Origin of the sequence: Thermocrinis albus DSM 14484, assembly GCF_000025605.1 — a bacterium.
In the GTDB taxonomy this organism is placed as follows: domain Bacteria; phylum Aquificota; class Aquificia; order Aquificales; family Aquificaceae; genus Thermocrinis; species Thermocrinis albus.
This window is the reverse complement of record NC_013894.1, coordinates 1,240,181-1,265,237: the sequence shown is the minus strand read 5'-3', so window position 1 is coordinate 1,265,237 and position 25,057 is coordinate 1,240,181. Positions and strand designations below refer to the sequence as shown.

Below are 25,057 nucleotides of genomic sequence, written 5' to 3'. Positions count from 1 at the left end.
TAAGTTAAATGGAGTATCAGGGGGGGTTTGAAACCTTCAGAGAAGCTACCAGGTACATGTTTCAGAAACCTACTCTTACTGACGTGTTGGGCGTTATACTGATCCTCTTACTTTCAGTTTTACTCCTGTTGCTAATACCATATCTTTACTCCAGATATGTTCTTGGAAGGAGAAGGAGAGAGGAATTTCTGCTTTACGCACGACAGATGGGCCTGGAGGATAAGGAAGCCTACATTCTTTACTCCTGTGCCAAGAGGTTAAAGGAACCGTTGAAAGTGCTAAACAGCAAGGTGGTTTTTGAGCGCTGTGTGTCGCACCTCGTAAGGGAAAAACCGGACAGTGTGGAGTTTATACCAGTTATAAGACGTAAACTTCGCTTCGATTATCTGCCATGGTTCATACCTCTTACCACCTCTAGGGAGATAGATCTTTACCAAACAGGTTTCGTAAGTTGTGAGGGAGGTATGTATGGTGCCGCTGTGTGGGAGAAAACGGAGGAAGAGATCCACATAGCCCTTCTGGAAGAGGGATGCAGGGGCGTAGGTGTAGGGGATACTGTGAAGTTTATCTTTACGCGGGAGGATGACGGTCGCTACCACATGACGGCTCCGGTGTTGAGAAGTTATAGAGATAGGAACAGACTCGTTTTAGTCTTACCCCACGTAGACAAGCTGGGGAAGATTCAGCTGAGAGAAACCGTTAGATGGAAGGTTCGCATACCAGCTTTGCTTTGGGTAGCCGGCCTTCCCAGATCCGTGGAGGTAATAGTAGAGGATATAAGTCCGGGAGGTCTACGTGCTTGCAAGGAATCCTTCCTGGACTTAACTGAAGGACAGGAGGTGTCGGTAACCTTTGAGTGGAAGGGATACTCTTTCCGGGATGTGAGAGGCATAGTGAAACACGTGCGTGGCTCTGCAGACCGTACGTGTGTCGGCATTCAATGGGTGAATGTAAACACAGAACTTCAGGATTTGATAAGGAAACTCATAATAGAGGAACAGAGGGAGGTGTTAAGGCTCTATAAACTGGGAGAGCTTAAAGAAGGTTCCGCTTCTTGAGGGCCTTAATTATCCTCTTACGGGCAGCCCTCTCCTTCCTCTTTCTCTTCTCGCTGGGCTTTTCGTAGAACTGCCTTCTCCTTACCTCCGTCAGTATACCCTCTTTCTCCACCACTCTCTTAAACTTCTTAAGAACCTTCTCGAAGGACTCGTTATCTCCTACTACTACTATAGCCAAAGCACTCACCTTCTTCCCGAGCCACTGTTAAAGCACAGCTCGGGGCTGGGGTATTTGTATCCCGCCTTTTTAAAGGTACCCAGTCCCCAGCAGGCGGCATTTGGGTACCCACATACTTATTATACCAACTAAAGAGGAAGCTTACCCTTCTTCAAATAGTAAACTAGGGTTGCCAGTACCAGTGACAGAGTTATTCCCAAAGATAGTGGTAGGGCCATGGTTCTGTTTATGCGTAAGAAGGTATCCCACAGAAGCAGGAACAATAGATAGAAACCGTACGCTGCTAACAGAAAGCTGAAAAACTGCCAAAGGTAATGTTTTATCTTGCCCACATCAGGCCTCCAGTAGTATCTCCAGTGTATCTGCTACGCATTCTGACAGCACTCTGAGGTTATAACCACCCTCCAAAGCCAGTAGCAACGGTATGGAGAGGGCTTTAGATACATTCACTATGCTACTCACTATCTCCCTTATTCCCTCTGTGGTGACATCAAGGTAAGTGAGAGGGTCATCTTTGTGTAGATCGTATCCGGCGGAAACTAAGAGAAACTCCGGTTTGAAGTCCTTTACCAAGGCAGGTAAGATTTCCTTGTACACCCTAAGATACTCTTCGTCTCCGGCACCGGCCTTCATGGGAACGTTGTAAGTAAAACCGTACCCCCTACCGGCACCTCTTTCATCTGCTGAGCCAGTCCCTGGATAGAAGGGATACTCGTGAGTGGAAAAGTAAAACACCCTATCATCTTCATAAAAACTGCGCTGAGTTCCGTTACCGTGGTGGGCATCAAAGTCTATGATGAACACCTTCTTAATACCCCTGTTGATAAGATAGTGAGCTCCCACCGCCACGTTGTTAAATATGCAGAAACCCATAGCTTTTGAACGTTCCGCGTGATGTCCGGGAGGTCTTACGGCACAGAAAACCGCCTCCAGTTCACCATTCAGCAACCTATCTATACCCTCCAAAACACCGCCTACGGCGTATAACGCTACCTCGTAAGACATGGCGTTAGCGTAGGTGTCAGGATCCAGATACCCGCCCCCCGCTGCACAAAAATCGTGTATCTCCTGAATGTATGCGAGGTCATGGTTTAGAGAGACCTCCTGAACGGTGGCCCTACGGGGTCTTACTTTCACCACCTTCTGGAACAGCCTCCTACTTTCCAATCCTTGCATTATAGCTATTAACCTATCTTTGTTTTCCGGATGGCCTCTGTTGTTATGTTCCAGATAAATGTCGTCATAGAGGAAACCTGTACGCATGGTACCTCCCACTATTATATAAGGATATCTTAAAAAGCTATAAAGAAAATTAATGACATAGAACAGGTAGGAGGATATAATAAGAATTGCTTAGGAACTTTTAAAGGAGGTAGAGCGATGGCTACTGTAACACCCCACAAGACACTGGACGCTTCAGGTCTTAACTGTCCTCTTCCTGTTTTGAAGACCAAAAAAGCGCTGGAGGAGCTGCAGTCCGGACAGGTGCTGGAGGTGATAACCACAGACCCAGGAGCTAAAGCGGACATACCCGCCTTCTGCAACAGAACAGGTCATCAACTTCTGGAAGTGGTGGAAGAGGGAGGTAAGATAATATTCTATATTCAGAAAAAGTGAGGGAGGAGAGAAATGGCCACCGAAAGGCTCGCCATAATAGCCACTAAAGGAACGCTGGACATGGCCTATCCGCCCCTCATATTGGCTTCCACAGCGGCATCCCTAGGTATCGAGACGGCCATATTCTTCACCTTCTACGGTCTCAACATAATCCACAAGAAGAAGATGCACGAACTTAAGATAGCGCCCCTTGGAAACCCTGCCATGCCCATGGCCTTCCCACCCTCCATGCAGAATTCTGTTACCAACCTCATCTCTTCGGTGTTTCCCGGACCTCCACAGATAATGGGTGTGATACCGGGAATGACGGATCTTATGACTTACATGATGAAGAAAACCTTAAAAGAACACGGTGTTGCCAGCATACCAGAGCTCTTAGAAGCTTGCAAGGAGGCTGATGTAAAGCTCATCCCCTGCCAAATGACTATGGAACTCTTCGGATACAAGTACGAGGACCTCATAGACGGTTTGGAGCCTCCGGCAGGAGCAGCCACCTTTATCAATTACGTATTGGAAGCTGATAAGCCGATGGTAATCTTCGTTTGAAGGGTGTCCAAATACCGCCTGCGGGGGCCATGGACACCCTAAAAAGGCGGTATACAAATACCCCCGCACCTGAGCTGTGTGAGTTTGCACAGCTTGGGTAACACAGGTGGGAGGTATGGCGTACGAAAAGCTGCTCTTTTACATCCTCACGGTACCTTTCTTTGAGCGAGCAGAACCCACAACAGGAGAGCTCATAAACCCTCAGGCAGGTGCACCCTTCTTTTTAGCCACAGCAGCCACCACTATGGATTACGAGGTGGAGATGGTCATAACTTCAGAGGCAGGATTCCTGCTCATGAGGGACAACGCCAAAAAGGTGAAAGTGAGGCCAGGTGTAGAGCAGACGGTTTATGACTTTATTAAGATGGCTAAGGAGGCCGGTGTGAAGATATACCTCTGCGTGCCATCTTTGGACCTTACTGACGTGTATAAGAAAGAGGATGTGAACCCGGAACTCTGTGACGGTATCATAGGTGGTGCCGCTTTCTTGGATAAGCTTATGAGTGGTGAGTATGCTGTTATTACCCTCTGAAGCCCTCTTTTGGTGGTCCTTTATAAGCTCATGCTTATATATACATAAGAAAAATTTAAGTTCTTTTATGAGGAAGTGCATAAATTGTGAAACAGGAACTTGTAGGAGGTTTAGCCATGGAAGGACACCCTTATGGGTATAACATACCTATATCAGAGAAAACCAAGGCGGTGCCTTGGGAAGAGAAGGTAAGGGTCATAGAGGAAGTAAAGTCGGACTTCCGGTTTAAGGAGTACCTGTTTGGATGTCTCAACTGCGGTGTTTGTACAGCCTCATGTCCATCCAACAGGTTTTTTGACTACTCTCCCAGAGAGATAGTTCAGAGGTTCCTGGAGGAGGACGTAGAGGTCCTCTACGATATGATGCACGAATACATATGGGCCTGTTCCCAGTGTTTCACCTGTTGGATAAGGTGTCCCTTCGTTAATAACCCCGGTGGTCTTGTGGCCATAATGCGGGAAGTGGCTGTAAGGAACGCCTTTGAAGCTACCAAGGACCTTCTGAAACCTTACGGAAGAGTTCTCCTTAAGGTGATGACAACGGGTAACCAGCTCTCCGCTGACATGCTTCAGCCTGACTTCTTCCCTGACTGGGGTCCAAAGATGGCCGACAACATGGAAAACCTAAGGGCAAAACGTATGGCCATCCCCTTTGACGTGGGTAAATCGGTAAAGACCGCATGGGAAGTTTCTCTGGAAACCGCTATAGAGATGTACACCATATGGAGAGAGACCGGAATATTTGAGATGTTGGAAAAACTGGATCCTAACCTTTACAACGTGATAATGGACATAGTGGAAGAGAACGAAGAGAGATACCAAGAGCTGTATGCGGAAGAGGAGTGAGCTTATGAAGGGGGTTGAAGCCCCAAAAAAAACTAAGGAGGTGTTACCATGGGACACGCTAAGTTAGATTCAAAATGGGGTTACACGAGCCCCGGAGGCTTGCTGAGGTACCCTGAAGAACCACCCTTCCCCGTTAAGGAGTACGATGCCCACTACGACCACATCTTTGAAATGATGGAGGAGCTGGAAGCAAAGGGTGAAATTCTCATTCACAGGATAACGGAGGAGCATCAACCTGTTCCCGTGTACACGCGTACGGGTAGAATAAAGCTGATACCCACCAACAAGCTGTGGCATCACAAGTCCTGTGGACAGTGTGGTAACATACCCGGCTATCCTGCATCCGTCTTCTGGTTCATGAACAAGTTCGGTCTGGATTACCTGAACGAACCTCACCAAACTTCTTGTACAGCTTGGAACTATCACGGATCAGGAACTTCAAACCCGGTAGCTTTAGCAGCTGTGTGGCTGAGAAACATGCACCAAGCTTGGAAGACAGGTTACTATCCTCTGATCCACTGCGGAACTTCCTTCGGTTCCTACAAAGAGACGAGGGAACAGCTCATAATGAACAAGGAACTTAGGGATGCCGTAAAACCTATTTTGAAGAAGTTGGGTAGACTTACGGAGGATGGAAGGATTGTCATACCCCAAGAAATAGTCCACTACTCCGAGTGGGTCCACGCTATGAGATACAGGATAGCGGAACTCTATCAAAAGGAAGGTAAGGCCAAAGGAATAGATGTCTCTAACGTGAGGGTGGCCATCCACAACGCATGCCACACTTACAAGATGATAGCTGATGACTACCCCTACGATCCTGAGGTGTTCAACGGTCAAAGACCCGCTGCATCCACGGCTGTTATGCAAGCCCTGGGTGCACAGGTAGTAGACTACTCTACCTGGTACGACTGCTGTGGTTTTGGTTTCAGACACATCCTCACCGAGCGTGAGTTTACAAGGTCCTTTGCTATACAGAGGAAGCTGAAGGTCATCTACGAAGAGGTGAAGGCGGATGTGATAATAACCCACGACACCGGTTGCACCACCACCTTTGAAAAGAACCAGTGGATAGGTAAGGCCCACGGCATGTACTATCCTGTGGCTGTCATGTCTGACGTTATGTTTGCTGCTTTGGCATGTGGTGCACATCCCTTCAAAGTGGTCCAACTTTACTGGAACTGCTCTTCTTATGAACCTCTCCTGGAAAAGATGGGTATAACCAACTGGAGAGAACTGAAGAAGGAATGGGAAGACACTGTTAAGTACATAGCTGAATTGGAAAAGGCCGGTAAATACGACCAGCTGATGGAGTTCTTCAAAGAGTACGACCTGTATGAACCTTACAGCAGAACTTCCACAGGTAAGCCAAAGGCTTCGGCAACAGCCAACATGCCTCTCTTCAAGTCGTAATAAGGTTGGGGCGCTCTGCGCCCCTTAACACCACTAAAGGAGGTTAGATATGGCTAAGAGTGTGCTAGTGGTAGGTGGTGGTCCTGCTGGTCTCGCTGCGGCGAGAACCCTAGGAAGGTTGGGCGTTCCCACCATCCTGGTGGAGAAGGAGGACAGACTGGGTGGAAGGCCCATCCTGGAAGATTACCACACCCTCATACCTCGTAAGCTGAAACCGTCACAGGTCTTGGGACCTTACATCAAGGAAGTGGAAAGCAACCCCAACGTGCAGGTAAAGCTCAAGACGGAACTGGAGGCCTGTGAAGGAGAGCCCGGCGCTTACAAGGTAAGACTCTCCAACGGCGAAACCCATGAAGTGGCTGCCATAATAGTGGCTACCGGTTTTCAGCACTTTGACCCTAGGAGAAAGGGTGAGTTAGGTTACGGCATATATCCGGACGTTATCACAAACCTAGAGCTGGAGCAGATGTTCTCTAGGGAAGGTAGGCTTTACAGACCTTCCAACGGACAGCTTCCCAAGAGAGTGGCCTTTGTCTTCTGCGTAGGCTCCAGAGACAGGCAGTTGGGTGTTACCAACGTGCACTGCTGCAGATACGGTTGTGCTCTCTCCGGTCTGCAAGGTTCTGAAATCAAGGAACACTATCCCGATGTAGAAGTCTTCTGCTACTATATGGACGTAAGAACCTACGGTACTTGGGAGTATCCCTTCTACTGGGCTCCTCAAGAAAAGTACGGTGTAAGGTACGTAAGAGGTAGAATAGCGGAGATAACCTATAGCCCGGCGGACGGAAGACTGAGAGTGAAGCACGAGGATACCATAGTGCAGAGACCCGCAGAAGTGCCTATGGATCTGGTGGTACTTGTTCTGGGTATGGAACCATCCGAAGGTACCAAAAAGGTGGCCAAGATACTGGGTCTTGCACAGGATCCCGATAGCAAGTTCCTCATACCTTCTGAGGAATCAGGTTCCAACATAATATCCAACAAACCCGGAGTCTTCATTGCAGGGGCATGTAAAGGTCCCATAGATATAGAGTCCTCTCTATCAGAAGGTGAGGCTGCTGCGGCAGAAGCTGCCACTTTCATAGGAGCAAAGGTGACGGTATGAAGAAAGTAACAACACTGGATGACTTTTTGGTGAGAGATTACCTCATAAAGATCTTAGGAGAAGGCGAGGAGTTCGTTCAAAACTTCTACAAGGACCTCCTCGCCAAGTCCCTTCTCTTTCAGAAACTCTTGGCGCGGGAGAAATTACCTTCTCTTACGGAGGAAGAACTCAAGGAGGTTCTGGAGAAGGTATTCTCGGTACGTAGAAAGAAGGAGAAACTGTTAGAGGAGACTGGTGTAGAAAAACTAAAGAAGGCCATTGCGGATCTCTTGTATGGCAAAGCTGACAGCTGGGAAGAGCGCGTAGAGAAGTTTGTGAAGGAGATAAGGGGGGTAGATAGGAGAGCTGCGAGAGACTTAGCTTCCGAGCTCCTTCACTTCACCTTCCCGGAGGAATACGTGCTGTGGACCAGTTGGATATGGGATCCTGAAAGTGAGAGTGGTGCTGTGGTGTTCCTTAAGGAAGAGCCTCCCAAAAGACATATGTACGGTGAAACTTACGAAGAGTTTCAACAGATATACAGACAGATACAAGAAAAGCTTCAGGACTTTGGTATAAAGGTAAGAGGTTATCTCTTTGTGGACATATTCCTGGCTATGATATACGCCACTTACGTAGATTATATGACACTCTCTACTATGCACAGCGCTAAAGGCTTTTTCCCTCCTGCGGGAGTTATGGCCAGAAGATTACTGGGAGTACAGAGGAAGGATGAGATTATGGAGGTAGGCTCATGAGAAAAAGGGTGTCCAAATGGCGCCTGCCGGGTCTCTGGACACCCATTAAAGGGCGCGTTACAAATAGCCCGGCACCCGAGCCAACACACGTGCTCGGGTAATAAGGTGTGAGACATGGCTATTCACGAAAGGAGCTTGGTAGAACCTGAGAGGATCTTAAGAAAAGATAGGTTGGTTATAGACGGTGTGGACGTTTCAGGTGATTGGAACCTCATCATACTACCTAGGGTTATAGACGATTACGATCTAGATTTTGCAAAGGAGGTAATGAACGCTCCCGATGGTAAAACGATAGTTAACTGCTATCAGTGTTCCTACTGTACGGCATCCTGTCCTGTACACAACTACTGGGACGAACGTTACAATCCTAGACATTTCATCTATTTGGCTCGTTTGGGAATGGTAGATGAGCTTCAAAAGAGAGCAGACGTAATGTGGAGGTGTGTTTCCTGTCACAAGTGTACTCACAGATGTCCCAAAGGTGTTCTCGTGGAAGAGGTCTTAAAGGTCATACTGCGTGTTATGGCCAAGAAAGGACTGATAGATGAGTATCCTTCTAAAAAGTTCGATAAGTTCTTTACAGAAACTGTGTTGGAGTACGGTAGAATAGAAGATGGAGAGCTGCTGTTTGGCTGGATTGAGAAACAAGGTTACAAAGTGGTGAAGGATCCCATCCTTAAGAAGCCTATACCCTTCATAGGTGAGACTCCCGAATGGCTCAAACAACTTACTGTAAAACCCATCAAGTCTATGAACATAGGCTTCCTTGTTCTGAACGCTAAGCATATGCTGTTCCACCCTAGAACCAAGAACTGGAACAGGTTCAAACAAGTTTTGAGAAAAGTTATGCAGGAAGAAGGAGCATTGACATGAGAAAAAGGGTGTCCAAATGGCGCCTGCCGGGTCTCTGGACACCCATAAAGGGCGCGTTACAAATAGCCCGGCACCCGAGCCAACACACGTGCTCGGGTAACAGGATCTTAGTATGGGTGTAATAGGAAAGAGAGTGGCGTACTATCCTGGATGTTCCTTGGAGGGTGCTGCAAGAGCCTACGATGTTTCCACAAGGATAGTGGCGAAGGAGTTGGGACTTGAGTTGGACTATCTGGAAGACTACAACTGCTGCGGTGCCATGGAATCCAAAAACGTAACCTTTATGGGGACTATGCTCCTCAATGCCAGAAACATGGTACTGGCACGCAGGCAAGGGCACGACGTCATAGTGGCTCCCTGCAACGGTTGTTCTTTCTCCCTTCAGAGAGCCGAGTACTTCCTGGAGACAGATCAGAAAGTATACGAGAGAGTAAACAGCCTTCTGAGAGAGGCTGGTTTGGACCCCCTAGACAAGATACCCCACACCTATCACATACTGGAGTGGTTCTACCACGAGGCAGGTCCGGAAAAAGTCAGGGAGAAGACAAGAAAACCCTTGAAGGGTCTTAAAGTGGCCAACTATTATGGTTGTCTCTACACCAGACCTCACTTTTATGCTAGGACCTACGCTCACGCAGGGGGTCAGGAGGAAGACGCCAGGCCCCGTAAGAGAGAAACAGCCGACGATGACGAACATCCGTACTATATGAATGCCCTCTTGGAGGCTGCGGGAGCCACCAGTGTGCCTTTTGAACCTATGCACACTCAGTGTTGCGGTGGTCCTCACTCCCTGTCCGACGAACAGGTCTCAGAGAAGTTCGTCATGATGATTCTTCAGACAGCCAAAAGGAACGGTGCTGACATCATAGCTACCGAGTGCCCTCTGTGCCACGCATCTTTGGAGATGTACCGTCACAGGTTGATGATGAAGGGAGTTCCCGACGTGGATATACCCGCTGCGTACTTTACACAGCTCCTTGGGCTTGCCTTCGGTTACAGCGCCAACGATGTAAAACTGAAAGACAATCTCTCGGATCCTATCCCTGTTCTGAAGAGACTCGGTCTAGTGTAAGGAGGAAAAGCGTGGGTCTGGAAGGCGGGCATGTCCAGAGAGAGGAGTGGGAGTACAACGGTTGCATAATACCCCTAGATCTCTACTACGAGATAGATACTCAAACATGGGTTAAGGTGAACGAAGATGGTACTGTGACCATGGGTCTCACTGATGTAGGACAAGTGAGAGCAGGTAGGCTTCTACATGCCCGCATAAAAGAACCCGGGAAGTTTATAAAGAAGGGTAAGCCGGTGGCATCCTTAGAAAGTGGCAAATGGGCGGGTCCCATCAACGCTGTGGTGGAAGGTGAGGTTGTTGAAAGAAACGAAAAGGTTCTAGAACAGCCCGACATCATCAACTATGATCCGTACGGTGAGGGTTGGATAGTGAAACTCAAGCCTGTGGATCTGGAGAGGGATTTAAGGGATCTCCTCTTCGGTCCACAGGCCATAGAAAAGATGAAGGAGTACATAGATGAGTGGGATATAATCTGTATGAGGTGTACATAACATGGCGGCGAAGGACAAGCATGTGATACTCTTAGTATCACAGTGGTGTGCCACATGCCCCGATGCCGATGCTCTTTGGAGGAAACTACAAGCGGAGTACGGTTTTAAGTACGAAGTGCTAGACGTAGCTCAGCCTGAAGGTAGGATGTGGGCAAAGAAGCTGGTGGTGAGGGCTGTTCCTTCCACCATAATAGACGGGAAGCTGGTCTTTGTGGGTGTTCCTGACGAGGCAGAAGCGAGGAAGGCTATAGAGTCATGAAGGTGATAATCTTGATGACCAGCGGACCGAGGACCCCTTGGAGATGTGCCTCTCCTTTTTACATAGCTGCTCTTATGGCAGCCAACGAAGCTGATGTAGAGATGTTTTTCAACATGGATGGTACCAGACTGCTGAAAAAAGGGGTAGCCGAACGTTTGCTGCCGGCGGAACCAAACTGTCTTAGTCCTAACGGTAAGAAGCTGAAAACGGTCTATGACTTTATGAAGGATGCTAAACAGGCAGGTGTGAGGTTCTTCTCTTGCAAGCAAGCTATAGACTCTTTGGGTTATAAGCCCGAAGATCTCATACCTGAGCTGGATGGTGTAGTGCCAGCCAGCGAGTTTGCCCTCAGGGCTCTAGAGGCTGATAAAGTGCTGGTTTTTTAAAATCCTATAGAAGGGAGGTAGCAGCATGGCGGTAGTTAACGGATGCCTCATACCTGAGGACCTATACTACGACGTGGATGCCGAGGCCAACGCCTTCACGTGGGCCAAGGACAACGGTGACGGTACGTGGACTATAGGCCTCACCTCTGTAGCAGCTGCTATGGCGGGTAGGTTGGTGGCTTACACACCCAAGAAGCCGGGTAGAACCGTAGAGAGGAGGAAGAGCGTTGCCACTATAGAGAGCGGTAAGTGGGTTGGCCCTGTACCTACACCTCTAACAGGTGAGATAGTGGAAGTTAACGAAGCTCTGAAGTCTAACCCTGCTCTCGTCAACGATGACCCTTACGGGCAAGGTTGGATAGCGCGTATAAAACCCACCAACTTGGAAGAAGTGAAGCTACTTCTTACCGGACAGGCAGCGGTGGATGCCCTCTCTAAGGTGGCCAACGAGAAGGGTATCAAATGTGGATAAAAGATAAAGGCGGGTTTTTGCCCGCCTCCCTCGAAGATATACCCCTGGATCAACAGTTAGTGGAAGAACTTTTGGAAGGGTGGGAGATAAGGAAGAGAAACTTCGGTGATAGGGTTTTCTTTCACAGTCCTGGTTTTAAACACTACGAGGTGGATGACTTTTCCGTAAAAGGTGGCCCTAAGTTTGTGGACATATCTATAACAGGAAAGCAGTGTGAGCTTATGTGTGATCACTGTGCTTCAAAGATACTCTGGCACATGATACCTGCCACCACACCCCATGAGCTGATGCAGGTAGCACAGAACCTTAAGGAGAAGGGAGTAGAAGGACTGCTGATATCGGGTGGTTCCAACAAAGATGGCGTTGTGGAACTCTACCCCTTCCTAGATACCATGGCTCGCATAAAGGAAGATCTCCAGATGCTGGTAACATGCCACGTAGGTTTGGTGGATGAGGATCTGGCGAAGGGTCTTAAGGAAGCAAAAGTTGACGCAGTGTTGATAGACATAATAGGTGATGATGAAACGATAGCTCAGGTTTACAAGTTACCCCATAAAACAACGGCAGACTACGACAGATCTCTGTATTTTCTCAAAAAGTACCAGCACCATATAGTACCTCACGTAATAATAGGTCTGCATTACGGTAAGATAAAAGGTGAGTACAGAGCTATAGACATGATATCCCATTACGACCCTGATGCTCTTGTTTTAGTAGTAGTGATGCCTTACTATGGAAAGGCCAGATTTCAACTCCTTCCACCACCATCTCCCGAAGAGTGTGCCAAGGTTATACTTTATGCCCGTAAGCAGATACCTACCAGGCCTGTGGTTATAGGTTGTGCACGGCCCGCAGGTCAAGAGAGGGTAAAGTTAGATGTGTACGCCCTCTATGCGGGGGTTAACGGTATAACCTTCCCTGCCGAAGGCGTGGTTACTTACGCGCGACAGCTAGGTATTGAACCTGTAGTGTCTCCTAACTGTTGCTCCACCGTCTTTATGCTTTTAAATTAGTTAGTATGGAGATGAAGGTTTTTGATCTGGACTCAGCTCGAGAAACGTTGGTGCTTATAAAACCTATAGTGGAAGAGATAAACATAAAGAGGGAGGAGTTGGCCCAGTGCTACGCAAGACTGGAGGAAGAGGAGGATGATCTGGAAAGAATGTACCTGAGAAGTCACGTAGAGGATCTGGATTCTGAGATACGGTCCCTCTTCCAGAAGATAGAAGCCTTAGGTGGAGTCATAAAGGGTATAGATCCCATACTGGTAGACTTTCTATCCTTTCACAAGAACAGATACATATGGCTGTGTTGGAAAGAGGGAGAGGATACCATCATGTACTGGCACGAGCTGGACGAAGGTTTTGCAGGTAGAAAGCCTATAGATCTCTTAGAAGAGGATCTTTAGTCCTCCTCTTCCCATATTTTTACTTTCTTCCAGTGTTTGTGCTTGTGTTTGTGTTTCTCTATAATGATAACCTTGGCAGGTGCAGGATAGTAATAGTAGGGAGGTCTTTCTATATACACCACTTTCCTTTCGTAGCAGTAAGGTGTGCCTAAACCTATGTAGGCCTTTATCTCTTCGTGGGCAAAGGAGACAGCCATGCTTCCCAGAAGGAGTAACAAGCTCAACCTCTTCATAACATCACCTCCTTCTCTAATATCTTTTACCCGAAAAGATGAAAAGGAGATGAAATCCTCACGTGCGGAAGAGTTCTCTAAGAGAGCTTCTGGGATCAACAAGAAGTCTATCTATCTTCTCCTTAACCTCTCTAATCATCTCTACGACAGATGGCCATTGGCGTGTGTATCCTTCTTCCCTCCACTTAGTGGTGGCATCCACTATCATCTTTCCTCCAAAACCTACGCTGTTGGTGCTGTGATCTAACACATCTATAGGTCCCTTCAGGATGAGAACATCCCTCAATGGATCCACATTGTTTCCCCATGCCCACAGAACCTCACCTATGTCGTGTACGTTGATCCAGTCGTCAAACACTACGATGTGTTTCTCTAAGGAGAGTAGCCCTAAACCCAACAGAGCATAGGCCACCTTGTAGGCATGACCGGGGAAACGCTTCTTTATAGACACAAAGCAAAAGTTGTGAAAACAGCCTTCGGCAGGTAGGTGATAGTCCACCACTTCAGGAAGTTGAAACTTTATTAGGGGAAGGAATATCCTTTCGGTGGCCCATCCTATGTACTTATCCTCCTGAGGTGGTCTGCCCACAAGGGTGGTGAGGTATATAGGATTGTTGCGATGCAGTACGGCGGTTATATGCATCTTTGGATACTTGTCCACAGGTGTGTAAAACCCCGTATGATCCCCGAAAGGCCCCTCATCCACAAGAGGCTCGTTAGGATCCACATAACCCTCTATCACTATCTCCGCATGAGCGGGATACTCAAGATCCACTGTGACGCCTTTTATCAGCTCCACACCGTCCTCTCTTATTATGCCTGCAAAGAGATACTCGTCCACTTCCGGTGGCAATGGAGCGGAGGCCACATAAGAAAGAACGGGATCTCCACCTATGGCTATGGCCACCTCCAGCTTTTTACCCAGCTTCTTGGCCTTCCAGTAGTGATGGTTCCCGTCTTTGTGAATCTGCCAATGGAGGGCCAGTTCGGTAGGCGATAGGACCTGTACTCTGTAAAGTCCCACGTTTCTTATACCACTCTCGGGATCTTTGGTTATCACTTGACCGAAGGTAATGTATCTACCACCGTCCAAAGGCCAGCACTTGAGTATGGGGAAATCCAGTATGTCTATGTTCTTGGTCTTTACATTCTCCCTTATAGGTCCGTCCTTCACCTTTTTAGGCAAAGAGTCGTTGAGTTTTTTTAGTTCAGGTATTTTCTTGAGCTTTTCTAGAAAGGTACCGGGTATCTCAGGTTTCAGGAGTTTGTACAACTTCCAACCTATATCCTCCAGATTCTCGTATCCCAGAGCCATTTTTATCCTCTTCTCGGAACCCAGCATGTTGGCGAGTACAGGTATACTGTATCCTTCTGGTTTTTCAAAAAGCAGAGCCTTTCCACCCCCTGGGAGTTTGGATACTCTATCTATGACCTCACTTATCTCCAATATAGGTGACAGAGTTTCCTTTACCCTGAAGAGCTCACCTTCCTTTTCCAAGGCTCTTATGAACTCTCTCAGATCTCTGAAAGCCATAATATTATTGAATATACTATGGAAAGGAGAAAAGAGCGCCTAAGAGAACTTCTCAAACAGGAGATAGCCAATCTGATCCTTTACCACCTTAAGGACCCGCGCCTCAAGGAGGTTGTCGTAACCCGTATAGAACTCTCGCCCGACATGAAGGATATGACGGTCTACTACACCACTCTAACGGAGGGGGAAGAGGAGAAGATTCAAAAGGCTCTGGAGCAGGCAAAAGGCTTCATACGCCATCAACTTATGAAAAGTCTTGACATCAAGTACGTACCCAACATGAGGTTTAAGTTTGACAAAGAACTCAAGCAGATGGAGAGGCTTTGGGAGAAAATGAGTTGATGCGGAAAATAAAACTTCTCACAGAGAGTTACTTCAGCCTATCTCCGCCGGAGGGAAAAGCGGTATGGGTGGAGGAACCCTATTGGGAGAAGAACATCTCTCCCCTTCTTCCCGCTTACCTTCTGGACGAAAGGGTACCGCATCCTCTCCTCAATCCCCTCCAAACGGTGTTTTTCCACACCTACGAAGGAGGCTCCGCTTTAGTATGTGCTCCTACATCTGCCGGCAAGTCCCTCCTGGCTCTTATTTTCATGAAGAGACAGAAGGAAGGTCGGCTCGTTTACACCGCTCCTACAAGGTCTCTCGTTTACGAAAAAGCCAGAGAACTTCGTAGGTATTATGGGAAAGATCTGGAAGTAAGGACAGGAGACAGAGTAATAGAGAGTATAAAGGAGGTGAAGGGTAGGGTGGTGGTGGCTACCTACGAAAGCTTTGTGTCTGCTCTGCGCAACAGGTCAGACTGGACGGAGGACGTGGTGGGTGTAGTGGTGGACGAAGTTCACCAGATTCTCAAAAGGTGGGTGGTGGAAGAACTCATGGTGTACGCTTTGGACAGAGGTATACCTCTCCTGGGGCTTTCTGCTACCGTACCCGGCGCGGAAGAACTCGCCAGCTGGATGAAGGTAGATCTCTTTTTACAAAGTGCATGGAGACCTGTACCCCTTCATAGAAGAATACACGATCTAAAAGAACTGTTAGGCAAAGATATAAAGATAAATACTCGTGATGACGAAAAGGTAGCACACGCACTTCTCCAAACCCTTTACCAACTTAAAAAACCCGGTGAGAAGGTTATTCTCTTCGTACCTAAAAAATCTCTCGGCTGGAAATTTCTGGAGATTTGCGAGAGAGAAAAGATAGGAGTTTTCAACGAAACAGTGCCCTTTGAGAAGGAGGAAAGAGAGCCTGAGGTGGCCTTTCACAACGCCGATGTTCCTAAGGAGGAGAGAGATGCTATAGAGAAAGCTTTTCGGGACGGTTCTTTGGATATCCTGGTGGCCACTCAAACCTTGGCATACGGTGTTAATCTTCCTGCCGACAGGGTGGTGATTTACGTGAACATCTTTCCCGAAAGAGGAGGGTTATGGAAGATATTCCCAGATCTTTTAGACATACTCCAGATGGAAGGAAGAGCCGGGAGGCTTGGTATCAGAGAGGAGGGGTTTAGCGATCTTTTAGTTTATGGAAGAAGGAAGGATATACTGAAGGAAAATCTACAGTGCGCCCTCCAGGACAGTAAAAGTTGGGAAACCTCTATAGGCAAAGATACCCTCAGTTTTCTTGTGCTTTTGGGACACCTTTACCACGGGAAGGATTTTGTAAGGTTTCTTATGCGTTTCAGAGCTTGCAAAAACCTAAACAGAAACACCCTCTCGGAGGTGGAAGAGTTTCTCTACAACCACGGTTTTCTCTCAGGGGGAAAGCCTACACCAAAGGGTTTTCTGTGTGTCAGAACCGGGATATATCCTACCTACTTGGAGGAGTTTCTCAGAAGACAGCGTTTGGATCTGGATCCCGTTATAGCTATAAGGCCTCTTCTTTATACCAAGAAGCTGGATGGTCTTTTAGATTTTGTGAAAGGAGGAGAAAGTTTCGAAGAAGACTTCCATTACGTGCTTACTCAAATAACTCCGTGTGGTGAAAGATGTTTTGAGGACAACACTCATCAGTTTTTCTTCTACGTAGAGGGTCTTACCTTCAAGTATCCCAACATAAGCCATCCACCGGGAGAGTTCTCTTATCTGGGAACAGACGCTCTGTGGCTGTTGCGACTTATGCTGGACCTTCAGAGATACGGGATGTGTGACTATGGAGAAGAAATGATACTGAGGCTTGTTCATTCTGTCAAATACGGTGTGAGACCCGAGTACTCCTCTATAGCAGGTGTAAAGGGCATAGGTCATATAAGGGCCAACCTTCTCAGAAGGTTTTTACACAGGGAGGGAATACCTGCACCTCCCCTAGGAGAAAAGGTAGAGTATCTACTCCAGTCCATAAAGGACAGAGAGAACTCTCTTTTAGAGATCTTAGTAGAGGAAAGAGGACTGGACAAGGAAAAAGCTACCAAGGAGGTGAAAAAACTCACAGAGCTTTTAGAGAGGAACAAAGAGGGTCATCTCTTTGATGACAAGATACTTATGCTGTACGCCTTTCTCCAAGAGGGTCCACGTGCCTTAAGAATGTCAAAGAGAGATATGCTAAAGTTGGTCAGAGTCTACAGAGAGTAGATATCACTTCGTAGGGATGATCTTCTCCCAGTATGAGTCTTATCATGTTGGGTATGATGGGGGAGTCATCGGTAAAGTATAGGCTTAGGGAAGAGTTTCCCTCATCCTTCACGTAACGTTCTATCCATCTGGCGGTTGCGTGAGCTGAATCCACTATAACGGTACCATCCATATAAGCCTGTATTACATCCTTCAAAAGAGGGTAGTGGGTGCATCCCAATATGAGGGTGTCTATTCCAGACTCTTTAAGATCCTTCAGATAATGCTCCACAAGAAGTTCTGCCACCGGCCCTCTTACCATCCCTTCCTCCACCAGTGGTACAAAGAGGGGACAAGCCTTAGCTAACACCTTAACACCCTTTTTTTGGAGAAGGTTCTGGTAAGCACCACTGGATATAGTTCCTCGTGTTCCTATCACCCCCACCTTGCCCGATGTACATACCCTGAGAGCCTCCTCTACACCCGGCTCTATAACGCCGAACACTTCCACAGGTAATCTTTCCCTCAGGAGATCCAAAGCATAAGCACTGGCAGTGTTACAGGCCACCACCACAAGATCCACATCATGTCCCAACAAAAACTCAGCACACTCTATACTGTACCGTTGTACCGTCTCCTTAGATTTACTTCCATAAGGCACACGGGCGGTGTCTCCCAGATAAAGAAGATCCACCTTAGGGTATCTTTCCCTTATGGCCTTCAGTACGGTAAGACCACCTATACCTGAATCAAAGACACCTATTTTCATACTATCTTCATCCTGTTGTGTGTAATATAATAACAGAAACTTTTTAAGGAGGTGTAAGTATGAAGAAAGCGATGTTGGTGATGCTGGCAGGAGCCGTAAGCTTTGTCATGGCCAACGAGCAGCTGGCCAGACAGAAAGGTTGCTTTGCCTGTCACGACGTGAACACCAAGAAGGTGGGACCTGCCTTCAAGGATATAGCTAAAAAGTACGCCGGGAAACCCGATGCGGAAGCCCATCTGGTAACTAAGATCCAAAAGGGTGGTGCAGGTGTGTGGGGATCCGTACCTATGCCCCCTCAGAACGTGACGGATCAGGAAGCAAAACAGCTGGTTAAGTGGATTCTCTCCCTCAAGTGAAGGATTTAGTTCATCAGTTTATACTGCTACATTTTAAGAAACCTGTGGAGGCGTCCTACCGCCATTTGGGGGACGCTCTCCTCCTTACTGTCTTTATGGAGTACTTTGGTTTAGATAACCCCCTTGGTGTGTACGCTTTAGATCTCTATCCTCTCCTGGTGGAGGAGTTTCACCTCTGGCACAGGTCCTTAGGTATGGAAAAATCTCCTTTCAGTTTCATACCGTGCTGCTAAGAAAAGTTGTTCTCTTTGGAGGAAAGGGGGGTACCGGTAAGAGTACTCTCGCCTGCGCGGTAGCCCTAAGGTTATCTTCCTTAGGAAAAACCCTTTTGGTTTCTTTAGATCCGGCCCACTCCATAAGTGGTATATTGGGAATTGAACCAGCACCCCATCTTAGGGAAGTACATGAGGATCTGTGGGTTCTGGAGCTGGACGCCAAAAGGGAAGCTGAGGAGTATACCCAAAGGGTTTTGAGATTAATGGAGGAGCTGGTAGCTCCACAGGTGATAAAGGCTCTTAAAAAAATGGCCGGTTACATAGCTTCCTCTCCGACAGCTTTGGAAACGGCCAGTATGCATAAGTTGGCTCAGCTTCTCCCCCATTACTCCTACGTGGTTTTGGACTTTGCTCCTACAGGGCAGCTGCTGAGGTGGGTAAGCAGTCTCACATATCTTGACGAGTGGTTTAGGTTTATCCTCACACTGGCATCGGAGAAGGAGAGGGTGGACAGGTTTATGGGAAGAAAAGCTGACCTTGTCAACGCTTTGGAAGAGAGGAAAAAGGAGGTGGCCTTCCTACTTGAAACCCTCAAGAGTAGGGGTGTTCTCTTTGCAGTGGCCAACAGAGATCCCCTCTCCCTTCAGGAGGCTGAGACACTCCTCAAAGAGGTCCAGTTTCTTCCTGTATATGTAGTGATAAACAAAGTGGAGGGTGAGGTTCTCAGAGAGAGTCTTACGGTACCCTACGTGGAGGCTCCTTACGGTTTGGAGGGATTGGGTAAAGTGAGTGTGGAGGATATCCTAAGGATAGTGGCGGTATGATCCTCACCGCTGATGGTACTTTCACCGTTTTTCATCCCCTTTATGGAGAACCCTATCACAGTGTAACGGCTGGTGCCCTCACGGAATGTCTTGAAAAGTTTCTCTACCCTTCGGGAATCTTGCAACGGGCGAAGGAGAAGAGGGAGATCAGGATCCTGGATATAGGTTTTGGACTAGGTTACAACGTGGCGGTAGCCATAAAGCATCTGAGAGATGAAAACAGACATCTTCAGATATATGTTCTTTCCTTTGAAAAAGAACTGATGGAAAATCCTCCCCTTTTGCCAGAACCATACGGGTACTATCAGCGCCTCCTGTGGGAAAACCTACCTGCTTTTGAAAAAGAAGGAATATCCTTCAAACTTCTTTTGGGAGACGCCAGGAAGAAGATAACGGAGGTGAGTTCCTTTGAAGCTCATGTGGTTTTTCACGACGCTTTCTCTCCTCTGAAAAACCCTGAACTGTGGACTTTACAGTTTCTGCTGCAGGTAAAAAGGCTTATGGATATAGAGGGTGTGTGGATATCCTATACGTCTTCTCTCGCAGTGAGGAAGAGTCTGTGGCTTTTAGGCTTTAACCTTCAGACGACGGCCAGTGTGGGTAGAAGGAGGGGAGGTACCAAAGCGGGACTAAGCATACCTACGCTACTCTCTCCTCAGGAGATGCACAAGCTACTTCACTCTCCTTTCTCTGTACCTCTGGAAGATCATACCCTTGAAGATGATCCTTCCCTTATCCTGACCCGTTACAACCTCCGTGTGGAACACCTAAAAGCTCCCTTATGAGACTTTCAGCCAGATAGGTGTTGGTCTTTATTATCTCTTCGTCCACCTGTATGAGGGATGATGCATCTACACCTTCCTGAACAAGTTCATCTTTGTACAAACTCACCCACTCCCTCACCATAGGAATGTCCACTTCCAAGTGGAACTGCAAACCCACTGCTCTACCGTACACAAAGGCCTGGTGTGGGTATAGATCTGACGAGTAGATAAGGTGAGCACCCTCAGGTAAATCAAAGGTATCACCGTGCCACTGAAAAACTACCATTTCTTGAGGAAAGTGTTGGAAGTAGGGATGATGTCCCACTTTGTGCACTCTGTACCATCCTATCTCCTTGCCCCTATCTCCTTTGTACACCTTCCCTCCCAACACTTTTGCCAGCATCTGACTTCCCAAACATATGCCCAATAACGGCACATCCTCCTTCAGAGCTCTCTCCATGAGTCTCATCTCATAAGAAAGAAAGGGATACAGATCCTCCTCGTAAGCGCCCATGTATCCTCCCAACACCACCACCATACTGTACTCAGAGAGATCACCTTGTACCCGCTGTCCCTCAGCAGTGTCCACGTAAAATATCTGCATACTCATATTCTTCAGTACCTTCTCCAGAAGTCCCAGGTGTTCAGCTCTGACATGCCGGATGGCCAGAACCTTCATCCTTCACCTCCTGCAGGAAGTTATCCACAAAAAGTTTTTCCACATATGCTTCTAAAGAATCCAAAGGTACCGTGTCTATCTTCTTACCTCTTAAGAAGACGTCCACAGCCAGCTTTACCTCACCATCTACTTTCATCTTTGTACCCACAAAGCCTATGTCTCCTGCACCATGGAGACCACAACCCTTGGCACAACCGGACCAATGCATCCTGATAGGGATACTGGTATTGTATTTTCTGCTAAGATAATCAGCAAGTCTCAAGGCGTCTGGTTTATTTTCTATTACGCCAAAGGCACATGTCCTGCTTCCCTGACACGCTATGAGACCAGTGAAGAAGGGAGACGTAGATATAGGATACTTGTCCAACAACGGGTCACTGAGGAGCTGATTTAGATTCTCTTGGGGAACGTTCACTATAAAGAGGCGCTGATACGTAGACAGTCGTAGCTCCCCACTACCGTACTTCTGTGCCAGCCACGCAGCTCTCTGTAGTGCGTCGCCGGTGAATATACCCGCAGGTACTATGAGGGGCACAGCGTATAGACCGTTTCTTAACCTTATAAGTCCTTCACGCTCACCGCACCATCTTACCATATCTTCACCTGCAGCAGGTAACTTCTTTACCATTCTTTTTTCCAACTCTGCTCTGAACCCCTCAACTCCCAGTTCTCTTATGAGGAAATGTAGCCTGTTTTTACTCCTGTCTTCTCTGTTTCCGAGATCATTGTATATTTCGATAACTGCTTTTAAGATCCATATAGCGTCGTAAGGTTCTACGAATATGTCTAAATTCCATGCCTCATTTGGTCCACCGGAACCCATTTTACCACCGGCATACACATTGAAGCCATATTTGCCATTCTTTTTTGCAAGATAAAAACAAAGGTCATTGAATTTACAGTTTATCATATCACGAATAGAGCCAAGAACACCTACGTTGAACTTTCTCGGAAGATTAGCGTACTGAATTTTACCTAAAAATATCTCCGTCATTCTTCTGGTTATGAATACTGTGTCAATAACATTCTCCTCATGTAGTCCTGAGAGGGGATCCCCGGTGATGTTTCTTACATTATCCATTCCTGTTTGAAGGGTGGTTAGTCCTACCGTTTCCAGCGCTGCTAAAACCTCCGGAAGGTATCTTAGTTCTATCCAACGAAGCTGTATCTGCTGTCTAGAAGTTATATCTACTTCGTTTCTCCCAAACTTCTTGGCAAGATGAGCTATCACCTTCGCTTGTTGGGCTGTAAGCACACCGTTGGTTATCCTGATCCTTACCATGAAATAACCAGGCGTTGCCTTTCTGTAAAAAACTCCGTACCATTTCAACCCGTACTCCCTGTCTTCCTCAGGTACCTTTTGCCAATCCCCTTCCTCTGCCCATTCCTCCAGCCTTTTTCTGAGGTTTACCGAGAAGGGGTGACGTTCTCTCTTGTACTCTTCAACACGGTTCACCTTTCTTTGAATCTTTACATGCTGCTGCAATATGTTCTCCACCAAAGGGATACAGCTCCCACAGGATGTGGATGCGCGCGTCATCCTCTGTATATCTTCCAGAGACTTGGCTCCCAACTTTATGGCATTGAGAATATCTTCGTAGCTGACGGCGTTACAGTTGCACACCGTCTTTCCCACTAGATCTTCCGTGGTAGATGGACGGAGTATATCCGACAGGAGAATGTTGGGAAAGAGGTGTTTGGCGTTGACACCTTTCTTCATGACATCAAGAAGTTGGGATAAGCCTGAGAAGTTTCCTAGAAGTACGAAGCCCTCCAGCTTACCTTCCCTCAGCACCACCTTCCTGTAGTTATCGTTATCCATATACACGAACACCTCATCCCCCTCCTCCTCATGTACGCGTCCTCCCGATACAAGACGGATCTCAGGAACTTTGAGAATAGTGTAAGAGGGTGATCCTTCGTATCTCTCCACGTTCCCGTAGATGATGTTCTTAGCACACACCTTTACCTGTTCTAAGATAGGAGCTACGATACCATAAATCTTGCCCCTGTGCTGGGCACACTCTCCCACAGCATATACATACTGTGACGATGTTTCCAGATAGTCGTCCACCAAGATTCCTCTTTCTACCTTCAATCCTGATCTTACCGCAAGATCCGTGTTGGCTCTTATCCCTGTAGCCAGTAAGACCATATCCGCCTCTAAAGTATCTCCATCGGAGAAGCGCACACCTTCAACTCTTTTTTCTCCCAACAGTTCCTCCACTCTTTTTGAAAGGAGTACTTTTATACCTAGACGTTCCAGCTTATTTTTTACCAGCTGGCTACATTGCCTATCTATCCATTGCTCCATGAGGGTGTCCATAATGTGGATCAGAAACACATCAACACCTGAGTCCCTGATTGCTCTGGCACTCTCCACTCCCAGCAGCCCTCCACCTATCACAACAACTCTACGGGACAGGGGTAGCATATCCAGCATACCGTACACGTCCTTTATTGTTCGCAGAACAAAAACACCCTTCAGGTGTGTTTTTTTGATGGGAGGAAGGAGTGGCACGCTACCCGTGGCTATAACAGCTCTGTCATAGGAGTAAACGTCTCCCCTCTCGGTGATCAGCAACCTCCTGTGGGGATATAACCTGTCCACCTTTTGAAAGTGTAAGCGCACACCTTTTTCTTCATAGTACTGCCAGCTGTGTAACACAAGCTGGGTAAAGAGTTTCTTTCCAGAAAGCACATCCGCCAACTGCACCCTGTTGTAAGGTAGAACTCCTTCCCCACAGAAGAGATGTATTTCTGTATCTGGATCAAGACGGAGGAGCTCCTCCACCATAGCACTGCCGGCGATTCCTCCTCCTATCACAGCCACTCTCATCCCTAATCCTCCTACCTTCTTGTTTTGCAAAAAGTGTGCCAATATACCCTCTTCCAGGTGTGTAGATGATGTATGGACCGAAAAGGGTGTGTGTAGAAGTATTGTTAACAAACTTACAAAAATGTTAACAAATTTACTACAAAGTAGAAACACCTCCACAGGTTAGTCTGCGTTTCTGTAGATTTTTCGTTAAGGGTGAATTGGCAAGGTTTTTGCAAAAAACACGAACGGAGGTGGTAAGAGATGGATGAACAAGTGAAGTTAAGGATCAAGAGGAGTATACCTTTTCTTTCGTCTTCTGGTGAGGAACTAACATCCAGGATGTATGAGATCCTCTTTGAGGAAAATCCTGAACTTAGAAACATGTTTGAAGGTGACAATTCAAAAAAGCTTGCAGGTGCACTTCTTGCGGTCGCTCATAACTTAGAAAGACTTGATGTATTAGAAACTTCCTTTAAGAAGATAGCACTATCTCATGTGAGGGCTGGTGTAAAACCTGAACATTACGAAAAAGTTTGGAAGGCTCTCTATAAAGCTATGGTTGAATTTGGAGTGGAAGATGAAATCATAGAAGCGTGGAAAGAAGTTTACCACCTTCTCGCCGATAATCTCATTAAAAGGGAAGAAAAGCTTTATGCCTGTTTGAACCAATAACTTATTGGGGGTTCATTAATGAAGGAGCTTCTTATTATTGTTAGAAGGGAAAAAGCTGGGGATGTTAAAAACACTCTGTCAAGTATGGGACTTAGCTACGTATCAAAAACGGTGAAAGGAAGAGGGAAGGAGGGAGGGGTAGGATACAAAACAAAAAAGGGACTGCTCGTATCTTTACTTCCCAAAACGCTGATCATAACATGGGTTGAGGACACCCTGTACCAAGAGGTGATTGAGAAGGTCGTTGAATCTGCTCATACGGGGTACTACGGTGATGGGAAGATCTTCGTGGTGAGGGGTTTGTCATGAAGATGATAAAGGCTGTCATAAGGCCAGAGCTGCTTTATGAGGTTATGGAGGCTTTAGAAAAAGAGGGCTTCACAGGGATAACAGTTATAGACGTGGTAGGGAGGGGTAGGGAGGGTGGGTTACAGGTAGGAGAAAAAAGGTGGCCCGAGGTGGCAAAAGTGCTTCTCATGGTAGCGGTGGAGGACGATAAGGTACAGCAGGTGGTGAGTTTGATAAGCAGACATGCCCATACAGGGATGGTGGGGGATGGGAAGATCTTCGTGTGTCCTCTGGAAGAAGTGTGGACTATAAGAACCAAGAGTAGGGAGGTAAGATTATGAGGAGAAACATACGGGAG

General features: G+C 47.2%; 33 protein-coding genes. 25 read left to right on the top strand and 8 right to left on the bottom strand.

Annotated features, from left to right (window positions below):
• Window positions 1–8: 8 nt before the first annotated feature.
• The gene (locus THAL_RS06890) at window positions 9–1,058 is read left to right on the top strand and encodes a flagellar brake protein (RefSeq protein WP_012992392.1); all 1,050 of its coding nucleotides are present in this window, start codon (window positions 9–11) and stop codon (window positions 1,056–1,058) included.
• On the opposite strand, the gene rpsU is transcribed toward THAL_RS06890, so the two are convergent.
• From rpsU to THAL_RS06875, 3 genes are all read right to left on the bottom strand, one after another.
• The gene (gene rpsU, locus THAL_RS06885) at window positions 1,036–1,236 is read right to left on the bottom strand and encodes a 30S ribosomal protein S21 (RefSeq protein ID WP_041434120.1); all 201 of its coding nucleotides are present in this window, start codon (window positions 1,234–1,236) and stop codon (window positions 1,036–1,038) included. The two genes, THAL_RS06890 and rpsU, sit on opposite strands and share 23 nt — an antisense overlap.
• 128 nt (window positions 1,237–1,364) lie before the next feature.
• Window positions 1,365–1,568, bottom strand: coding sequence for a hypothetical protein (locus THAL_RS06880; RefSeq protein ID WP_012992390.1), 204 nt, complete (start codon window positions 1,566–1,568; stop codon window positions 1,365–1,367).
• A 1-nt stretch (window position 1,569) separates the two neighbouring features.
• A complete protein-coding gene (locus THAL_RS06875; RefSeq protein ID WP_012992389.1) occupies window positions 1,570–2,499 on the bottom strand; it encodes a histone deacetylase family protein in 930 nt (309 codons plus the stop codon).
• A 117-nt stretch (window positions 2,500–2,616) separates the two neighbouring features.
• On the opposite strand from THAL_RS06875, the gene THAL_RS06870 reads away from it, so the two are divergent.
• The 15 genes from THAL_RS06870 to THAL_RS06800 all read left to right on the top strand — a co-directional run bounded on the left by THAL_RS06870 (window position 2,617) and on the right by THAL_RS06800 (window position 12,995).
• Complete coding sequence (locus THAL_RS06870; RefSeq protein ID WP_012992388.1) at window positions 2,617–2,853, top strand: sulfurtransferase TusA family protein; 237 nt, start codon at window positions 2,617–2,619, stop codon at window positions 2,851–2,853.
• A 12-nt stretch (window positions 2,854–2,865) separates the two neighbouring features.
• A complete protein-coding gene (locus tag THAL_RS06865; RefSeq protein WP_012992387.1) occupies window positions 2,866–3,399 on the top strand; it encodes a DsrE/DsrF/DrsH-like family protein in 534 nt (177 codons plus the stop codon).
• 115 nt (window positions 3,400–3,514) lie between these two features.
• On the top strand, window positions 3,515–3,931 hold the full coding sequence (locus THAL_RS06860; RefSeq protein ID WP_012992386.1) for a DsrE family protein: 417 nt from the start codon (window positions 3,515–3,517) through the stop codon (window positions 3,929–3,931).
• 116 nt (window positions 3,932–4,047) lie between these two features.
• Window positions 4,048–4,776 (top strand): 4Fe-4S dicluster domain-containing protein, encoded by a 729-nt coding sequence (locus THAL_RS06855; RefSeq protein WP_012992385.1) that lies wholly within the window; start codon window positions 4,048–4,050, stop codon window positions 4,774–4,776.
• A 48-nt stretch (window positions 4,777–4,824) separates the two neighbouring features.
• Window positions 4,825–6,189 carry a heterodisulfide reductase-related iron-sulfur binding cluster gene (locus THAL_RS06850; RefSeq protein WP_012992384.1) on the top strand — a complete coding sequence of 455 codons (1,365 nt, stop codon included), beginning with the start codon at window positions 4,825–4,827 and terminating at the stop codon, window positions 6,187–6,189.
• Between the two features lie 49 nt (window positions 6,190–6,238).
• The gene (locus THAL_RS06845; protein WP_012992383.1) at window positions 6,239–7,297 is read left to right on the top strand and encodes an FAD-dependent oxidoreductase; all 1,059 of its coding nucleotides are present in this window, start codon (window positions 6,239–6,241) and stop codon (window positions 7,295–7,297) included.
• Window positions 7,294–8,034: a hypothetical protein gene (locus THAL_RS06840; protein WP_012992382.1), complete on the top strand. Its 741-nt coding sequence runs from the start codon at window positions 7,294–7,296 to the stop codon at window positions 8,032–8,034. Before THAL_RS06845 ends, THAL_RS06840 begins: the two co-directional genes overlap by 4 nt.
• A 114-nt stretch (window positions 8,035–8,148) precedes the next feature.
• Complete coding sequence (locus THAL_RS06835; protein ID WP_012992381.1) at window positions 8,149–8,907, top strand: 4Fe-4S dicluster domain-containing protein; 759 nt, start codon at window positions 8,149–8,151, stop codon at window positions 8,905–8,907.
• Window positions 8,908–9,019: 112 nt separating this feature from the next.
• On the top strand, window positions 9,020–9,979 hold the full coding sequence (locus tag THAL_RS06830) for a CoB--CoM heterodisulfide reductase iron-sulfur subunit B family protein (RefSeq protein ID WP_012992380.1): 960 nt from the start codon (window positions 9,020–9,022) through the stop codon (window positions 9,977–9,979).
• 11 nt (window positions 9,980–9,990) lie between these two features.
• The gene (gene gcvH, locus THAL_RS06825) at window positions 9,991–10,470 is read left to right on the top strand and encodes a glycine cleavage system protein H (RefSeq protein ID WP_012992379.1); all 480 of its coding nucleotides are present in this window, start codon (window positions 9,991–9,993) and stop codon (window positions 10,468–10,470) included.
• 1 nt (window position 10,471) lies between these two features.
• Complete coding sequence (locus THAL_RS06820; protein ID WP_012992378.1) at window positions 10,472–10,729, top strand: thioredoxin family protein; 258 nt, start codon at window positions 10,472–10,474, stop codon at window positions 10,727–10,729.
• Window positions 10,726–11,115: a DsrE family protein gene (locus THAL_RS06815; protein WP_012992377.1), complete on the top strand. Its 390-nt coding sequence runs from the start codon at window positions 10,726–10,728 to the stop codon at window positions 11,113–11,115. Before THAL_RS06820 ends, THAL_RS06815 begins: the two co-directional genes overlap by 4 nt.
• A gap of 25 nt (window positions 11,116–11,140) precedes the next feature.
• Window positions 11,141–11,587: a glycine cleavage system protein H gene (gene gcvH / locus THAL_RS06810; protein ID WP_012992376.1), complete on the top strand. Its 447-nt coding sequence runs from the start codon at window positions 11,141–11,143 to the stop codon at window positions 11,585–11,587.
• The gene (gene lipS1 / locus THAL_RS06805) at window positions 11,578–12,600 is read left to right on the top strand and encodes a LipS1 family lipoyl synthase (protein WP_012992375.1); all 1,023 of its coding nucleotides are present in this window, start codon (window positions 11,578–11,580) and stop codon (window positions 12,598–12,600) included. The genes gcvH (THAL_RS06810) and lipS1 overlap by 10 nt, the downstream gene beginning before the upstream one ends.
• A 5-nt stretch (window positions 12,601–12,605) precedes the next feature.
• Window positions 12,606–12,995, top strand: coding sequence for a DUF2203 domain-containing protein (locus THAL_RS06800; RefSeq protein ID WP_012992374.1), 390 nt, complete (start codon window positions 12,606–12,608; stop codon window positions 12,993–12,995).
• Here THAL_RS06800 and THAL_RS06795 read toward each other — a convergent pair.
• Together THAL_RS06795 and THAL_RS06790 are read right to left on the bottom strand one after the other, a co-directional pair.
• Window positions 12,992–13,228 carry a hypothetical protein gene (locus tag THAL_RS06795; protein ID WP_012992373.1) on the bottom strand — a complete coding sequence of 79 codons (237 nt, stop codon included), beginning with the start codon at window positions 13,226–13,228 and terminating at the stop codon, window positions 12,992–12,994. The genes THAL_RS06800 and THAL_RS06795 overlap by 4 nt on opposite strands.
• Window positions 13,229–13,286: 58 nt before the next feature.
• Window positions 13,287–14,762 (bottom strand): menaquinone biosynthesis decarboxylase, encoded by a 1,476-nt coding sequence (locus tag THAL_RS06790; protein ID WP_012992372.1) that lies wholly within the window; start codon window positions 14,760–14,762, stop codon window positions 13,287–13,289.
• An 18-nt stretch (window positions 14,763–14,780) separates the two neighbouring features.
• Here THAL_RS06790 and rbfA point away from each other — a divergent pair, with 18 nt between their 5' ends.
• On the top strand, window positions 14,781–15,104 hold the full coding sequence (rbfA, locus tag THAL_RS06785; RefSeq protein WP_012992371.1) for a 30S ribosome-binding factor RbfA: 324 nt from the start codon (window positions 14,781–14,783) through the stop codon (window positions 15,102–15,104).
• The gene (locus THAL_RS06780; protein ID WP_012992370.1) at window positions 15,104–17,332 is read left to right on the top strand and encodes a DEAD/DEAH box helicase; all 2,229 of its coding nucleotides are present in this window, start codon (window positions 15,104–15,106) and stop codon (window positions 17,330–17,332) included. Before rbfA ends, THAL_RS06780 begins: the two co-directional genes overlap by 1 nt.
• Here the strand turns inward: THAL_RS06780 and murI are convergent.
• Entirely contained in the window at window positions 17,313–18,080 is a 768-nt protein-coding gene (gene murI, locus THAL_RS06775) for a glutamate racemase (protein ID WP_012992369.1), read from the bottom strand. The genes THAL_RS06780 and murI overlap by 20 nt on opposite strands.
• 59 nt (window positions 18,081–18,139) lie before the next feature.
• Here murI and THAL_RS06770 point away from each other — a divergent pair, with 59 nt between their 5' ends.
• From THAL_RS06770 to THAL_RS06755, 4 genes are read left to right on the top strand one after another with little or no spacing between them, the layout of a single operon-like run.
• On the top strand, window positions 18,140–18,436 hold the full coding sequence (locus THAL_RS06770) for a c-type cytochrome (RefSeq protein WP_012992368.1): 297 nt from the start codon (window positions 18,140–18,142) through the stop codon (window positions 18,434–18,436).
• Window positions 18,433–18,669, top strand: coding sequence for a cory-CC-star protein (locus THAL_RS06765; protein ID WP_012992367.1), 237 nt, complete (start codon window positions 18,433–18,435; stop codon window positions 18,667–18,669). The genes THAL_RS06770 and THAL_RS06765 overlap by 4 nt, the downstream gene beginning before the upstream one ends.
• Window positions 18,660–19,475 (top strand): ArsA family ATPase, encoded by an 816-nt coding sequence (locus THAL_RS06760; RefSeq protein ID WP_012992366.1) that lies wholly within the window; start codon window positions 18,660–18,662, stop codon window positions 19,473–19,475. Before THAL_RS06765 ends, THAL_RS06760 begins: the two co-directional genes overlap by 10 nt.
• Complete coding sequence (locus THAL_RS06755) at window positions 19,472–20,260, top strand: tRNA (5-methylaminomethyl-2-thiouridine)(34)-methyltransferase MnmD (protein ID WP_012992365.1); 789 nt, start codon at window positions 19,472–19,474, stop codon at window positions 20,258–20,260. The genes THAL_RS06760 and THAL_RS06755 overlap by 4 nt, the downstream gene beginning before the upstream one ends.
• On the opposite strand, the gene THAL_RS06750 is transcribed toward THAL_RS06755, so the two are convergent.
• The gene (locus tag THAL_RS06750) at window positions 20,208–20,918 is read right to left on the bottom strand and encodes a type 1 glutamine amidotransferase (protein ID WP_012992364.1); all 711 of its coding nucleotides are present in this window, start codon (window positions 20,916–20,918) and stop codon (window positions 20,208–20,210) included. The two genes, THAL_RS06755 and THAL_RS06750, sit on opposite strands and share 53 nt — an antisense overlap.
• On the bottom strand, window positions 20,884–23,757 hold the full coding sequence (locus THAL_RS06745) for an FAD-dependent oxidoreductase (protein ID WP_012992363.1): 2,874 nt from the start codon (window positions 23,755–23,757) through the stop codon (window positions 20,884–20,886). Before THAL_RS06745 ends, THAL_RS06750 begins: the two co-directional genes overlap by 35 nt.
• Window positions 23,758–24,000: 243 nt before the next feature.
• Here THAL_RS06745 and THAL_RS06740 point away from each other — a divergent pair, with 243 nt between their 5' ends.
• Genes THAL_RS06740 through THAL_RS06730 form a run of 3 tightly spaced genes read left to right on the top strand, consistent with a single transcriptional unit; the run spans window position 24,001 to window position 25,040 of the window.
• Window positions 24,001–24,411, top strand: coding sequence for a globin domain-containing protein (locus THAL_RS06740; protein WP_012992362.1), 411 nt, complete (start codon window positions 24,001–24,003; stop codon window positions 24,409–24,411).
• Window positions 24,412–24,429: 18 nt separating this feature from the next.
• Window positions 24,430–24,720: a P-II family nitrogen regulator gene (locus tag THAL_RS06735; protein ID WP_012992361.1), complete on the top strand. Its 291-nt coding sequence runs from the start codon at window positions 24,430–24,432 to the stop codon at window positions 24,718–24,720.
• On the top strand, window positions 24,717–25,040 hold the full coding sequence (locus THAL_RS06730; RefSeq protein ID WP_012992360.1) for a P-II family nitrogen regulator: 324 nt from the start codon (window positions 24,717–24,719) through the stop codon (window positions 25,038–25,040). The genes THAL_RS06735 and THAL_RS06730 overlap by 4 nt, the downstream gene beginning before the upstream one ends.
• The last annotated feature ends 17 nt before the right edge of the window (window positions 25,041–25,057 follow it).

Excerpts from the sequence above, each read along its gene's own strand:
- THAL_RS06750 (WP_012992364.1), bottom strand. The coding sequence starts at position 20,918 with ATGAAGGTTCTGGCCATCCGGCATGTCAGAGCTGAACACCTGGGACTT.
- gcvH (WP_012992376.1), top strand. The coding sequence starts at position 11,141 with ATGGCGGTAGTTAACGGATGCCTCATACCTGAGGACCTATACTACGAC.
- THAL_RS06840 (WP_012992382.1), top strand. The coding sequence starts at position 7,294 with ATGAAGAAAGTAACAACACTGGATGACTTTTTGGTGAGAGATTACCTC.
- THAL_RS06855 (WP_012992385.1), top strand. The coding sequence starts at position 4,048 with ATGGAAGGACACCCTTATGGGTATAACATACCTATATCAGAGAAAACC.
- THAL_RS06740 (WP_012992362.1), top strand. The coding sequence starts at position 24,001 with ATGGATGAACAAGTGAAGTTAAGGATCAAGAGGAGTATACCTTTTCTT.
- THAL_RS06890 (WP_012992392.1), top strand. The coding sequence starts at position 9 with ATGGAGTATCAGGGGGGGTTTGAAACCTTCAGAGAAGCTACCAGGTAC.
- THAL_RS06815 (WP_012992377.1), top strand. The coding sequence starts at position 10,726 with ATGAAGGTGATAATCTTGATGACCAGCGGACCGAGGACCCCTTGGAGA.
- rbfA (WP_012992371.1), top strand. The coding sequence starts at position 14,781 with ATGGAAAGGAGAAAAGAGCGCCTAAGAGAACTTCTCAAACAGGAGATA.
- THAL_RS06835 (WP_012992381.1), top strand. The coding sequence starts at position 8,149 with ATGGCTATTCACGAAAGGAGCTTGGTAGAACCTGAGAGGATCTTAAGA.
- THAL_RS06790 (WP_012992372.1), bottom strand. The coding sequence starts at position 14,762 with ATGGCTTTCAGAGATCTGAGAGAGTTCATAAGAGCCTTGGAAAAGGAA.
- THAL_RS06770 (WP_012992368.1), top strand. The coding sequence starts at position 18,140 with ATGAAGAAAGCGATGTTGGTGATGCTGGCAGGAGCCGTAAGCTTTGTC.
- THAL_RS06845 (WP_012992383.1), top strand. The coding sequence starts at position 6,239 with ATGGCTAAGAGTGTGCTAGTGGTAGGTGGTGGTCCTGCTGGTCTCGCT.
- THAL_RS06745 (WP_012992363.1), bottom strand. The coding sequence starts at position 23,757 with ATGAGAGTGGCTGTGATAGGAGGAGGAATCGCCGGCAGTGCTATGGTG.
- THAL_RS06755 (WP_012992365.1), top strand. The coding sequence starts at position 19,472 with ATGATCCTCACCGCTGATGGTACTTTCACCGTTTTTCATCCCCTTTAT.
- THAL_RS06830 (WP_012992380.1), top strand. The coding sequence starts at position 9,020 with ATGGGTGTAATAGGAAAGAGAGTGGCGTACTATCCTGGATGTTCCTTG.
- THAL_RS06735 (WP_012992361.1), top strand. The coding sequence starts at position 24,430 with ATGAAGGAGCTTCTTATTATTGTTAGAAGGGAAAAAGCTGGGGATGTT.
- THAL_RS06730 (WP_012992360.1), top strand. The coding sequence starts at position 24,717 with ATGAAGATGATAAAGGCTGTCATAAGGCCAGAGCTGCTTTATGAGGTT.
- lipS1 (WP_012992375.1), top strand. The coding sequence starts at position 11,578 with ATGTGGATAAAAGATAAAGGCGGGTTTTTGCCCGCCTCCCTCGAAGAT.
- THAL_RS06820 (WP_012992378.1), top strand. The coding sequence starts at position 10,472 with ATGGCGGCGAAGGACAAGCATGTGATACTCTTAGTATCACAGTGGTGT.
- murI (WP_012992369.1), bottom strand. The coding sequence starts at position 18,080 with ATGAAAATAGGTGTCTTTGATTCAGGTATAGGTGGTCTTACCGTACTG.
- THAL_RS06875 (WP_012992389.1), bottom strand. The coding sequence starts at position 2,499 with ATGCGTACAGGTTTCCTCTATGACGACATTTATCTGGAACATAACAAC.
- THAL_RS06800 (WP_012992374.1), top strand. The coding sequence starts at position 12,606 with ATGGAGATGAAGGTTTTTGATCTGGACTCAGCTCGAGAAACGTTGGTG.
- THAL_RS06780 (WP_012992370.1), top strand. The coding sequence starts at position 15,104 with ATGCGGAAAATAAAACTTCTCACAGAGAGTTACTTCAGCCTATCTCCG.
- THAL_RS06870 (WP_012992388.1), top strand. The coding sequence starts at position 2,617 with ATGGCTACTGTAACACCCCACAAGACACTGGACGCTTCAGGTCTTAAC.
- THAL_RS06850 (WP_012992384.1), top strand. The coding sequence starts at position 4,825 with ATGGGACACGCTAAGTTAGATTCAAAATGGGGTTACACGAGCCCCGGA.
- THAL_RS06860 (WP_012992386.1), top strand. The coding sequence starts at position 3,515 with ATGGCGTACGAAAAGCTGCTCTTTTACATCCTCACGGTACCTTTCTTT.
- THAL_RS06795 (WP_012992373.1), bottom strand. The coding sequence starts at position 13,228 with ATGAAGAGGTTGAGCTTGTTACTCCTTCTGGGAAGCATGGCTGTCTCC.
- THAL_RS06865 (WP_012992387.1), top strand. The coding sequence starts at position 2,866 with ATGGCCACCGAAAGGCTCGCCATAATAGCCACTAAAGGAACGCTGGAC.